Origin of the sequence: Pseudomonas amygdali (assembly GCF_002699855.1) — a bacterium.
In the GTDB taxonomy this organism is placed as follows: Bacteria; Pseudomonadota; Gammaproteobacteria; order Pseudomonadales; family Pseudomonadaceae; genus Aquipseudomonas; species Aquipseudomonas amygdali.
In genome coordinates, this window is record NZ_LKBW01000065.1 from 1 (window position 1) to 11,330 (window position 11,330).

An 11,330-nucleotide genomic window follows, 5' to 3' on the forward strand; every position below is an offset into this window, starting at 1 on the left:
CCGAGCTGGTAAAACAAGGGCCTGCCTGACGGCAGGCCCTAACCAGCCCGAACACAAAAAAACTGATACTCCCAATGGAGACGCCTCTGCAGTTAAAAACACCGCATGACCCTGGCTGCGCATAGATAATCGACGGACGATTGGTCACCGTCGGATCAAAGCCGGCGGCCCAGATGATGTTGTACATACTCCCGGAGTTATCCACCAGCAGCATCAGGTTAGGCGGCACGGCCGACGCACTGAGCAACGGTACTTGTGCTGGCGTAAACGCATACACGGGCGTAAGGGCATAAAAAGCCAAAAGCGCACCGCCGAGATACTTCAGGCTGCGACGGAGTTTCTCAGCAATTGGCATAAATACTCTCCAGCACCGTGCGCGACGTGCCTTGAATAGCGACTGATGTCACGCGATAGAGCGTTACTGTCCCGGTACAGATCGGTGGCCGATTCACAGGTGTCGCAGTGGTCCCCAGATTCTGTACACCGTAAAAGCCACCACCTGCTGCTGCCAGCCAGCTCACCCCGGACGCCCCCACTCCCGCGGCGGTCAGCGTGGTTGATTCAGCGGGTGGGGCGCAGTTTGTACACTTGGCCAGCGTGTATCCGGCCACCTTGATCGAAGACTCACCCAGCCTTAATGCCGCTTCGGCCTTCTGGAAGGATTGATTGCGCAGGGTGACGCTTCCCGCCATCTTTTCCTGCAGCGTGGCGTTCTGCATGGAAGAGATACCCAGCAAAGTGAGCAGCAGCAGAAACACCAGACTGACCAGCAACACCATACCGCCCTGCCGTGCAGGGAAAGCCTGTATCGATTTGAATCGCACGATCCTGTTCATGCCCGGCCCGTTCAAAAGCGATTACGCAAGTAAGCGACAAGGTTGTACTGCTGAGGCTTGACGATGCCGTTCTGCCCATCCTGCAGCGTCAGGCTGATACGCACACTGCGCACAGCGTCGGCGTTGGCCTTGGTAACAGCCGTGGTATAGGACATCGGGTTACCCGTCATGCCGAAAGAAACACTGAAGTCCGCGACGTTCTGCAACAGCGGCTGCGGAGTGCCATCCGTGCCATATTTTATGGTCAAGTCTGTTCCGCTGAGCGTGTAGACCAACTGCCGCAACGGAAAGGCCGTCTGCCCCGTATCTGGCGCACGAGTACTGGCGTAAAGCTGCGTCTTGGACTGACAGTCTGAAACGATGGTCCAGGTGGGCGTACTGCCTGTGGTCCCCACGTCGGCAGTCACCAGCGTCAGCGTCCTGCTCGGATTATCCCAGAGAATTGGAGTATCCAGTGCGATCGGCCACTGGATAGCAGGAGATACAGGCGTGTAGTTTTTGAAGCTCAGACAGCCATACATGCCGGTCATCCTGATTTCCTGAATCAGTTTGCTCAGCAGGAAACGCGCATCCTCCTGCATCCGCGCTGCGGCATTCTGGCTCTGGTAGGTGCCTCTGGCAGCCGTGAATATCTGCACGATACCCAGGCTGACCACCAGCCCCAGGACCAGCGCCACCATGATTTCGACCAGACCGAAGCCTCTGGAAAGCTTTCTCATGGGTTGACCCCGATCCGCGAGGTCAGCGTAAAACTCCGGTTGCTCGGGCTGCCGGTCGTGTTCCCGGTTGCCTGATTGCTCGATCCCGCAGCCCTTGTGTCGCTCCAGCCGATGTTAATGGTCACTTCAGGAGCTCCGGTGATATCAATGCTGCCGGTACCGCTCGAGCCTGCAAAGTTGATGATGTTGCCTCTGAAATCAGAGAGATCCTGCGCTCTGACATCGTTCGGATTGGCCGCTGGCGCCGCATCCAGATTCGCCAAGGCATAAGTCGCCAGTACATTGGTCGACCCATTGGCACTGGCATTACCATCAACATTGGCGCGGATGCGGTCCATCATGTCGTAAGCAATGAAGCTCGCCTGACTGCTCATGGTCGCGCTGTCGGTGTACTTGAGCGCGTTGAGCTGAATGGCCGCGGCGCCCAGCAGGCCGATGGCCAGAATCAATACCGAGACCAGTACCTCGATCAAGGTCATACCGGTCTGGCGATATCGGGTTTCACCAGCCATTAGCAGCCTCCACCCAAGGTGATACGACCGGTCAGACAGACCTTTATGGTTTTGCTAATGGTGCCTCGGGTGTAAGTCATGGTCACCGCCGCAGCCGGGGCAATGAGCGCGCCCAGGTTGTTGAAATCAATTGCTGTGGCATTGTTATCGGCCACCAGCGTGGCGCCGCTGCTCATGGCCGCTATTTTTCGCAGCGCAGTGGGCGTCGTCTGAGTATCGGAAACCAGATACACCTGCAATTCGTTGGTCCACGCCGTCCCGCTGGTCGGCGCTATACGCACCGCCACTCCCCTGTTTATCGCCTCGAGTCGCGCATAGTTGAGCGCCCGCTGCAAATCGCTGAGTTCGGTATCGGCCTTGTTGCTCTGGATGGAGCTGGTGAAATTCGGGATAGCGATAGCCGCCAGGATGCCCACCAGGGACACAGTGACTAACAATTCGATGAGGCTGAATCCCTTGGCTATATGACGCATTGAGTGTCTCCTAGACGTTACGACTATAAGGCAGCAATGCCGCAGGAAAATCCATAGCGGGACGTACGGTTGTTTTGTGACGACGAACGCCCGCAAGGTTCTGAAACCGCGGTTTCCAGGGAGGAAAGCATATGAGGCATGCAGGGTTCACACTGATCGAATTATTGATCGTCATTGCACTGATCGGCATTCTGGCCAACGTCGCAACACCTTCTTTCAAGCAACTGATCGAATCCAGTCGCGGGCTCGCCGCCGCTCAGGAGCTGGCCAGCGGTATCCGTTCGGCAAGAGTCGCCGCTATAACGCGCAATCAGATTGTGACGATTCATGCCATTGAAGGTGACTGGAGCAACGGCTGGCGGATCATACTCGACCTGGACGGCAAAGGCCCCGACGAAAACGATACGCTGCTTGTAGAGCGCGCCAATGGCGGAATGACCCGCGTGGTCGGCAACCAGAAAGTGACGGAGCGACTGAGTTTCAACGGCCTGGGCAACTTGCGCAACAGAACCAACGGCACGTTGCATGTGTGCCTAAACGACCAGCCGGTCAGAAGCTATCGCGTGATAGTTGCGCCGACTGGACGGGTCAGGATAGAGGACACGAAGCGTGATGTTGCGTTGTGCGGCTAGGCAGCTTCAGAGCAGCGACTTGACGCGCAATTCCTTGGGCATGGAGAACGTGATGTTCTCCTCGCGACCGGCGAGTTCATCCGCACCGGTGGCGCCCCAGGCTTGCAATTGCTGGATCACACCACGCACCAGAACTTCCGGAGCGGACGCGCCAGCCGTGATGCCAATACGCTCGACGCCTTCGAACCAGCCTTGTTGCATGTCCTCGGCACCGTCGATGAGGTACGCCGGAGTCGCCATGCGCTCGGCCAGTTCGCGCAGGCGGTTGGAATTGGAGCTGTTCGGACTGCCCACTACCAATACCACGTCACACTCGTCGGCCAGTTGCTTGACCGCATCCTGACGGTTTTGCGTGGCGTAGCAGATGTCGTCCTTGCGCGGCCCGCCAATGGCCGGGAAGCGCTTGCGCAACGCGTCGATCACCCGGCTGGTGTCGTCCATCGACAAGGTGGTCTGGGTCACGAACGCCAGGGAATCAGGGTTGCGCACTTGCAGGCTGGCGACGTCCTCTTCGTCTTCGACCAGATAGATCGCGCCGCCATTGCTGGCGTCGTACTGGCCCATGGTGCCTTCGACTTCCGGGTGACCGGCGTGGCCGATCAGGATGTACTCGCGGCCGTCACGGCTGTAACGGGCGACCTCGATATGCACCTTGGTCACCAGCGGACAGGTGGCATCGAATACTTTCAGGCCACGGCCAGCTGCTTCGGTACGCACCGCCTGGGAAACACCGTGGGCGCTGAAGATGACAATGACATCATCCGGCACCTGGTCCAGCTCTTCGACGAAGATCGCACCACGAGAGCGCAGGTCTTCGACGACAAATTTGTTGTGAACGACTTCATGGCGCACATAAATCGGCGGACCAAACACTTCCAGAGCGCGATTGACGATTTCGATCGCGCGGTCCACTCCGGCACAAAAGCCGCGGGGGTTGGCGAGTTTGATTTGCATGCTGTGCCTCATGGTTGGTACGGGCAGCCCGGCCTGGGCCGGGCTTGATGGCGAAGGTCAGGAAGCCAGAATCGCCTTCACTTCGAAGATTTCCACTTCAAAGCTCAGTGTCTTGCCTGCCAGCGGGTGATTGAAGTCGATGGTTACCTGATCATCATCGAAAGCCTTCACCACGCCGGGCAATTCGGTATTGGCGGCGTCGTTGAAGATCACCAGCAACCCTTCGGACAGTTCCATTCCCACGAACTGCGAGCGTGGCATGATCTGCACGTTTTGTGGGTTGGGCTGACCAAAGGCGTTTTCCGGCGGAATTTCCACGGTCTTACGATCGCCCGCCTTGAAGCCGAAAATCGCCATTTCGAAACCGGGCAAAAGGTTGCCGTCACCAACCTTGAACGTGGCCGGAGCCTTTTCGAAGGTGCTGTCGACGGTATCGCCGTTTTCCAGACGCAGGGCGAAGTGCAAGGTGACCTGCGTATTCTGACCGATGCGCAGCTCACCAGACGAGCCTTGAGTCGAAGACTGCTCAGTCATTGACGGTTTCTCCGGTTTTCTTGCTCTTGAACATATCCAGCGCCAGCATGATTGCGCCGACAGTGATCGCGCTGTCAGCGACATTGAACGCCGGGAAGTACCAGCGGTTCTGCCAATGGACCAGAATGAAGTCGATCACATGGCCCAGCACGATACGGTCGTAGAGGTTGCCCAGTGCGCCGCCCAGTACCAGCGCCAGTGCAACGGCCAGCCACGTGTCGTCACGCCCCAGACGCTTGAGCCAGACGACCAGCACAGCGCTGACCACCACTGCGATCAGGGCGAACAACCAGCGCTGCCAGCCGGCACCATCAGCCAGAAAACTGAAGGCGGCACCGGTGTTGTAGGCCAGGGTCCAGCTGAACAGATCCGGAATCACGATGATCTGCTGGTACAGGGTCAACGCGTTCTCGAAGTAATACTTGCTGGCCTGGTCAATGACCAGAACCAGCACGCTCAACCACAGCCAGGCCAGACGGCCAAACGAGGCGTTAGGCATAGTGACGGACCTCGCCTGCACCGCTGATGTTGTCTACGCAACGGCCGCAGATTTCCGGATGCTCAGGGTTTACACCCACATCCTCGCGATGGTGCCAGCAACGGGCACACTTGGCGTGGCTGGACTTGAGCACTTTGAGTTTCAGGCCCGCGACCTCGGTAACCACCGCATCAGCCGGAGCAGACACCAATGGAGCAACGCTGGCAGTCGAAGTGATCAGCACGAAGCGTAGTTCGTTGCTCAGCTTCGACAGATCGGCGACCAGCGAATCTTCAGCGTACAGGGTCACTTCGGCCTGCAGGTTGCCGCCAATGGCCTTGGCCGCGCGCAGGTTTTCCATTTCCTTGTTGACCGACGTCTTCACCGCCATGATCCGTTCCCAGTAGGCGCGGTCCATTTCGAAGTCGGCAGGCATTTCGGTCAGGCCTTCGTACCAGGTGTTGAGCATCACCGATTCATTGCGCTCGCCGGGCAGGAACTGCCACAGCTCGTCGGCGGTGAACGCCAGGATCGGCGCGATCCAGCGTACCAGCGCTTCGGAGATGTGGAACAGTGCGGTCTGGCAGGAACGACGCGCGGTGCTGTCGGCAGCCGTGGTGTACTGGCGATCCTTGATGATGTCCAGATAGAACCCACCCAGCTCCTGCACGCAGAAGTTGTGGATCTTCGAGTACACGTTCCAGAAGCGGTATTCGCCGTAATGCTCTTGCAGCTCGCGTTGCAGCAGCAGCGTGCGATCCACGGCCCAACGGTCCAGCGCGAGCATTTCTTCGGCCGGCAGGATGTCGGTTGCCGGGTTGAAGCCCGACAGGTTGGAGAGCAGGAAGCGCGCAGTGTTGCGGATACGACGGTAAGCATCGGCGCTACGCTGCAGGATCTGGTCGGAAACCGCCATTTCGCCCGAATAGTCAGTCGCCGATACCCACAGGCGCATGATGTCCGCACCCAGCGAGTCGTTGACCTTCTGCGGTGCCACTACGTTGTTCAGCGACTTGGACATCTTGCGGCCGTTCTCGTCGACCACAAAGCCGTGGGTCAGCAGCTCGCGATACGGTGCGTGATCGTCCAGCATGCAACCGGTCAGCAGCGACGAGTGGAACCAGCCACGGTGCTGGTCGGAACCTTCCAGGTACAGATCGGCACGTGGACCGCTTTCATGGCCCATCGGATGCGAACCGCGCAATACGTGCCAGTGCGTGGTGCCCGAGTCGAACCAGACGTCCAGGGTGTCGGAGATCTTGTCGTACTTGGCAGCCTCGTCACCCAGCAGCTCGCTGGCGTCCAGCTTGAACCAGGCTTCGATACCCTCTTTCTCGACACGCTGCGCCACTTCTTCCATCAGCTCGACGGTGCGTGGGTGCAGGTCGCCGCTTTCCTTGTGCAGGAAGAACGGAATCGGCACGCCCCAGTTGCGCTGACGCGAGATGCACCAGTCAGGACGGTTGGCGATCATTGAATGAAGACGCGCCTGGCCCCACGCCGGAACGAACTCAGTGTCTTCGATGGCCTTGACCGCACGCTTGCGCAGGGTCTCGCCGCTCTCAGGCTGTTTGTCCATGCCTACGAACCACTGCGCGGTGGCGCGGTAGATCAATGGCGATTTGTGTCGCCAGCAGTGCATGTAGCTGTGGCTGATGGTTTCGGTGTCCATCAGGCTGCCGACTTCGACCAGCTTGTCGATGATGTTCTGGTTGGCCTTGAAGATGAACTGGCCACCGAAGAACTCCAGAGACTCGACATACACGCCGTTGCTCTGCACCGGGCTGATGATGTCGTCGTTGCTCAGGCCATACTGCTTGCAGATATTGAAGTCGTCTACGCCATAGGCAGGCGAGGAGTGAACGATACCGGTGCCGGCACCCAGCTCGACATAGTCAGCCAGATAGACTGGCGACAGGCGGTCGTAGAACGGGTGGCGGAAGTTGATCAGCTCCAGCGCCTGACCGGTGGTGGTCGCGATGACCGTGCCTTCCAGCTTGTAACGGGCCAGACAGCTTTCGACCAGTTCGGCGGCCAGTACCAGCAGTTTGTCGCCGACATCGACCAGCGCGTATTCGAACTCGGGATGAACGTTCAGCGCCTGGTTGGCAGGGATCGTCCACGGTGTGGTGGTCCAGATCACGATGGAGGCAGGCTTGCCCAGCGCGGGCAAGCCGAACGCCGCCGCAAGTTTTGCCTCATCGGCGATCGGGAACGCGACGTCGATGGTCGAGGACTTCTTGTCCTGATACTCGACTTCGGCTTCAGCCAGTGCCGAGCCGCAATCGAAACACCAGTTGACCGGCTTGAGGCCCTTGAAGACGAAACCGCCCTTGACCATCTCGGCCAGCGCGCGGATTTCCCCGGCTTCGTTGGCGAAGTTCATGGTCAGGTATGGATTGCTCCAGTCACCCAGCACACCCAGACGGATGAATTCTGACTTCTGGCCTTCGATCTGCTCGGACGCATAGGCGCGGCACAGCTCACGCGTACGGTCTGCGGAGAGGTTCTTGCCGTGGGTCACTTCAACCTTGTGCTCGATCGGCAGACCGTGGCAGTCCCAACCCGGCACATACGGGGCATCGAAGCCCGCCAGGGTCTTGGAACGCAGGATCATGTCCTTGAGAATCTTGTTGACCGCGTGACCGATGTGAATATTGCCGTTGGCGTACGGAGGACCGTCGTGCAGGACGAACTTGGGACGATCCTTGCCAATCTCGCGCAGCTTCTGGTACAGGCCAATGCTGTCCCAGCGCTGCAGAGTTTGCGGCTCGCGCTGGGGCAGGCCGGCCTTCATGGGGAAGGCGGTGTCCGGAAGATTTAGCGTGGCTTTATAGTCAGTCATTTCAGGCTCTTGTTTAGCAGTTAGCCATGCCAATGGGCACGGGCGGCGGCGACGTCCGCATTGATCGCCGTCTTGAGCGCCTCCAGTGAGGCGAAACGCTGCTCATCACGCAGCTTGTGGTGGAAAGCCACCGTCAAACGCCGGTCGTAAAGATCGCCGGCAAAATCCAGAAGGTGCACTTCAAGGTGGGCACTGCCATCACCCGCTACCGTCGGGCGCACACCGATGTTGGCGACCCCCGGCCAGGTTTTGCCATCGATTTCCGTGCTGACCAGGTAAACCCCGCTCAACGGCACACGACGACGCTTGAGTTGCACATTGGCGGTGGGCGTACCCAATTGACGCGCCAGCTTCTGACCATGCAATACCCGTCCAGTGATCTGGAACGGACGACCAAGCATGCGTTCGGCCAGGGCAAAATCCGACGCAGCCAAGGCCTTGCGTACCTTGGTACTGCTGACCCGGATGCCATCTATTTCAACGGTCTGCGCCGCTTCTACAGTAAATCCATACGTTGTGCCGGCCTGTTGCAGGAAGTCAAAATCGCCGACCCGGTCAAAACCGAAGCGAAAATCGTCGCCCACTTCGAGGTGCTGAACGCCGAGGCCGTCGATCAGCACGGTTTCGACGAAACTCGCGGCACTCAGCTTGCACAGTCGCTGATTGAAGGACAGGCAAAGTACCCGGTCAACGCCTTCGGCACTCAGCAGCTCGAGTTTGTCACGCAGTCGGGCCAGACGTGCCGGAGCGATCCCGGGAGCGAAGAACTCACGCGGCTGCGGCTCGAAAATCACCACACAGCTGGGCACACCCAATTCGACGGCACGCTCGCGCAGACGCGCCAGGATAGCCTGGTGGCCGCGGTGAACGCCGTCGAAATTGCCAATCGTGGCGACGCAGCCCCGATGTTCGGGGCGCAGGTTGTGAAGGCCTCTAACCAGCTGCATAACGCACTTCTTGCTCATAAAGTGGCCGATTATAACCACACACGGCCGTGGGCGACAGGCAACACACCAAGACCGGATGAAGGTTCTTGGCGTGGCCCCAGAAAACAACGATCAAACCGGGCCTACATAATGGCCTTGCGGGCGAAATCCCTCAGGCGAAAGCCCAGCAACAGAAGCATGGCGAAGTAAGTAACGACACCCGTCGCAACCAGCGCACCCAGACGCAGAAAGCGCTCCAGCATATGACCTTCGTCCCACGCCGGCATGACGTGCATGAGCCCGAGCAGCACAGCCGACATCACCGCAACAGCGACTAACAGCTTCAACAGAAACACAGTCCAGCCAGGTTGCGGCTGAAACAGGTCCTGTTTGCGCAGCTGCCAGAACAGCAACCCAGCGTTGATACACGCCCCAACACTAATGGCCAGCGCCAGACCGGCATGTTGCAAGGGCACGATGAAGGCCAGGTTGAGCAACTGAGTCACTATGAGGGTGAAGATCGCGATTTTCACCGGGGTGCGGATATTTTGTTGGGCATAAAAGCCGGGGGCCAGCACCTTGATCAGGATGATCCCCAGCAAGCCGACTGAATAGGCAACCAGAGCACGCTGGGTCATGGCTGAATCAAGCGCATCGAATCTACCATACTGGAACAACGAAACGGTCAACGGCTCGGCGAGCAACCCCAGCGCCAATGTGCAAGGCAGGACCAGCACGAAACACAGTCGCAGCCCCCAGTCGAGAATCCGCGAATATTCCTGACGATCGCGCTGCGCGTAGGTTTTCGACAGGATCGGCAGCAGGATCGTACCCAGGGCAACACCCAGTACGCCGGAGGGTAATTCCATCAGACGGTCGGCGTAGTACATCCATGACACCGAACCGGCGACAAGGAACGAGGCAAATATCGTATTGATGATCAGAGAAATCTGACTGACAGAAACGCCAAGGATGGCGGGCAGCATCTGTTTCATTACGCGCCAGACGCCAGTATCACGCAGATTCAGGCGCGGCAGCACCAGCATGCCGATCTTTTTCAGGTGTGGCAGCTGGTAGAGCAGCTGTAGCAGGCCGCCGACCAGCACCGCCCAGCCCAGCGCCATGACAGGGGGATCGAAGTACGGGGTCAGAAAAAGCGCGAAGAAGATCATGCTGACATTGAGCAGCGTCGGCACGAACGCAGGCACCGAGAAACGGTTCCAGGTATTGAGGATCGCCCCGGCCATCGATGACAGGGAGATCAGCAATATATAAGGAAAGATCACCCGCAGCAGGTCCGAGGTCAGCGCAAACTTCTCCGGGGTGTCGACAAAGCCGGGCGCGGTGGCCCAGATCACCCAGGGTGCAAAGATCACTCCGAGCAGCGTCACCAGCGCCAGCGCCAGGGTCAGCAACCCGGTAACGTAAGCGACAAAGGTGCGGGTCGCCTCCTCCCATTGCTGGCTCTTGTATTCCGCCAGGATAGGCACGAACGCCTGGGAAAAAGCGCCCTCTGCGAAAATCCGGCGCAGCAGGTTGGGCAGTTTGAAGGCGATGAAGAACGCATCGGTGGCCATTCCGGCTCCGAAAATGCGCGCGATGATGGTGTCGCGAACAAAGCCCAGAACCCGGGAAACCATGGTTATAGAGCTTACGGCGGCGAGTGACTTGAGTAGATTCATTGAAAGAGTTGTGCGCCTTGGCAAAGGATGGGCGATTAAGCCCGCCATTTATGCGATACTTCGCGCCGCAAAAACGCCCGAAGCAAAGGCCGCGAGTTTACAGGTCACAGGCCGGAAATAAATCCTCCGGTCAAATGTAGCAACCACTCAGCGGAACACCTTAACTGCCCTTGACAAGACTTCAACTCATCGGCATGATTCGCGGCCTATTTTGTTTGCTATTTCACAAAGTCTTTCGAGGAGCTCGACGGTGGCCAACACACCTTCCGCCAAAAAACGTGCAAAACAGGCTGAGAAGCGTCGCAGCCACAACGCCAGCCTGCGTTCCATGGTTCGTACCTACATCAAGAATGTAGTTAAAGCCATCGACGCAAAAGACGCAGAAAAAGCGCAAGCCGCTTATGTTCTGGCTGTTCCTGTTATCGACCGTATGGCCGATAAAGGCATCATCCACAAGAACAAGGCTGCTCGCCATAAAGGTCGTCTGAACGGTCACATCAAGGCTCTGAGCCTTGCTGCTGCAGCCTAAGCGACCCGCTTGTTAAAAAACCGACCTCAGGGTCGGTTTTTTATTGCCTGCTGGAAAGTAGCCGGTGCAACGGAACTTGTGACGCAGAGCGTCACGACAGACATTCCCACGCTGGATGGTATGACCCCCGAAGGTTGGACGCAACCTTTGGAGGCGTCATGGGTAAATATACAGTGCAGGCAAAACTCGCAGCCGTGAAAGAATATTGTG

Annotated in this window: 12 protein-coding genes and 1 pseudogene; 2 read left to right on the forward strand and 11 right to left on the reverse strand. The window is 58.3% G+C overall.

Translation table 11 applies throughout. The features are described from left to right. From AO277_RS06795 to AO277_RS06815, 5 genes and pseudogenes are all read right to left on the reverse strand, one after another. Positions 1-355, reverse strand: a pseudogene (locus tag AO277_RS06795) (pilus assembly protein); the annotation flags it as partial. Then, positions 342-836 carry a pilus assembly PilX family protein gene (locus tag AO277_RS06800; protein ID WP_031596953.1) on the reverse strand — a complete coding sequence of 165 codons (495 nt, stop codon included), beginning with the start codon at positions 834-836 and terminating at the stop codon, positions 342-344. The pseudogene AO277_RS06795 and the gene AO277_RS06800, both read right to left, overlap by 14 nt. An 11-nt stretch (positions 837-847) precedes the next feature. Beyond that, positions 848-1,555, reverse strand: a complete 708-nt coding sequence (locus AO277_RS06805) for a PilW family protein (RefSeq protein ID WP_044319805.1) — start codon at positions 1,553-1,555, stop codon at positions 848-850. Next, on the reverse strand, positions 1,552-2,067 hold the full coding sequence (gene pilV / locus AO277_RS06810) for a type IV pilus modification protein PilV (RefSeq protein WP_044319804.1): 516 nt from the start codon (positions 2,065-2,067) through the stop codon (positions 1,552-1,554). The genes AO277_RS06805 and pilV overlap by 4 nt, the downstream gene beginning before the upstream one ends. Continuing rightward, positions 2,067-2,540, reverse strand: a complete 474-nt coding sequence (locus tag AO277_RS06815; RefSeq protein ID WP_002551984.1) for a GspH/FimT family pseudopilin — start codon at positions 2,538-2,540, stop codon at positions 2,067-2,069. Before AO277_RS06815 ends, pilV begins: the two co-directional genes overlap by 1 nt. A 131-nt stretch (positions 2,541-2,671) precedes the next feature. Here AO277_RS06815 and AO277_RS06820 point away from each other — a divergent pair, with 131 nt between their 5' ends. Next, positions 2,672-3,172 carry a GspH/FimT family pseudopilin gene (locus AO277_RS06820; RefSeq protein WP_044319803.1) on the forward strand — a complete coding sequence of 167 codons (501 nt, stop codon included), beginning with the start codon at positions 2,672-2,674 and terminating at the stop codon, positions 3,170-3,172. 6 nt (positions 3,173-3,178) lie between these two features. Here the strand turns inward: AO277_RS06820 and ispH are convergent, their stop codons facing one another. The 6 genes from ispH to murJ form a co-directional block, all read right to left on the reverse strand. Next, entirely contained in the window at positions 3,179-4,126 is a 948-nt protein-coding gene (ispH, locus tag AO277_RS06825) for a 4-hydroxy-3-methylbut-2-enyl diphosphate reductase (RefSeq protein WP_044319802.1), read from the reverse strand. A 57-nt stretch (positions 4,127-4,183) separates the two neighbouring features. After that, positions 4,184-4,660, reverse strand: coding sequence for an FKBP-type peptidyl-prolyl cis-trans isomerase (locus tag AO277_RS06830; protein ID WP_002551981.1), 477 nt, complete (start codon positions 4,658-4,660; stop codon positions 4,184-4,186). After that, the gene (gene lspA / locus AO277_RS06835; protein WP_003371110.1) at positions 4,653-5,159 is read right to left on the reverse strand and encodes a signal peptidase II; all 507 of its coding nucleotides are present in this window, start codon (positions 5,157-5,159) and stop codon (positions 4,653-4,655) included. Before lspA ends, AO277_RS06830 begins: the two co-directional genes overlap by 8 nt. Beyond that, positions 5,152-7,983: an isoleucine--tRNA ligase gene (gene ileS, locus AO277_RS06840; RefSeq protein ID WP_002551979.1), complete on the reverse strand. Its 2,832-nt coding sequence runs from the start codon at positions 7,981-7,983 to the stop codon at positions 5,152-5,154. The genes lspA and ileS overlap by 8 nt, the downstream gene beginning before the upstream one ends. A 20-nt stretch (positions 7,984-8,003) precedes the next feature. Further along, positions 8,004-8,930 carry a bifunctional riboflavin kinase/FAD synthetase gene (ribF, locus tag AO277_RS06845; protein WP_044319801.1) on the reverse strand — a complete coding sequence of 309 codons (927 nt, stop codon included), beginning with the start codon at positions 8,928-8,930 and terminating at the stop codon, positions 8,004-8,006. Between the two features lie 122 nt (positions 8,931-9,052). Next, entirely contained in the window at positions 9,053-10,591 is a 1,539-nt protein-coding gene (murJ, locus tag AO277_RS06850; protein WP_044319800.1) for a murein biosynthesis integral membrane protein MurJ, read from the reverse strand. 250 nt (positions 10,592-10,841) lie between these two features. Here murJ and rpsT point away from each other — a divergent pair, with 250 nt between their 5' ends. After that, positions 10,842-11,120 carry a 30S ribosomal protein S20 gene (gene rpsT / locus AO277_RS06855; RefSeq protein ID WP_003344603.1) on the forward strand — a complete coding sequence of 93 codons (279 nt, stop codon included), beginning with the start codon at positions 10,842-10,844 and terminating at the stop codon, positions 11,118-11,120. Positions 11,121-11,330 lie beyond the last annotated feature (210 nt).

Bases quoted from the DNA above. Each gene is read 5' to 3' on its own strand.
- AO277_RS06800 (WP_031596953.1), bottom strand. From the start codon at position 836: ATGAACAGGATCGTGCGATTCAAATCGATACAGGCTTTCCCTGCACGG.
- AO277_RS06805 (WP_044319805.1), bottom strand. From the start codon at position 1,555: ATGAGAAAGCTTTCCAGAGGCTTCGGTCTGGTCGAAATCATGGTGGCG.
- pilV (WP_044319804.1), bottom strand. From the start codon at position 2,067: ATGGCTGGTGAAACCCGATATCGCCAGACCGGTATGACCTTGATCGAG.
- AO277_RS06815 (WP_002551984.1), bottom strand. From the start codon at position 2,540: ATGCGTCATATAGCCAAGGGATTCAGCCTCATCGAATTGTTAGTCACT.
- AO277_RS06820 (WP_044319803.1), top strand. From the start codon at position 2,672: ATGAGGCATGCAGGGTTCACACTGATCGAATTATTGATCGTCATTGCA.
- ispH (WP_044319802.1), bottom strand. From the start codon at position 4,126: ATGCAAATCAAACTCGCCAACCCCCGCGGCTTTTGTGCCGGAGTGGAC.
- AO277_RS06830 (WP_002551981.1), bottom strand. From the start codon at position 4,660: ATGACTGAGCAGTCTTCGACTCAAGGCTCGTCTGGTGAGCTGCGCATC.
- lspA (WP_003371110.1), bottom strand. From the start codon at position 5,159: ATGCCTAACGCCTCGTTTGGCCGTCTGGCCTGGCTGTGGTTGAGCGTG.
- ileS (WP_002551979.1), bottom strand. From the start codon at position 7,983: ATGACTGACTATAAAGCCACGCTAAATCTTCCGGACACCGCCTTCCCC.
- ribF (WP_044319801.1), bottom strand. From the start codon at position 8,930: ATGCAGCTGGTTAGAGGCCTTCACAACCTGCGCCCCGAACATCGGGGC.
- murJ (WP_044319800.1), bottom strand. From the start codon at position 10,591: ATGAATCTACTCAAGTCACTCGCCGCCGTAAGCTCTATAACCATGGTT.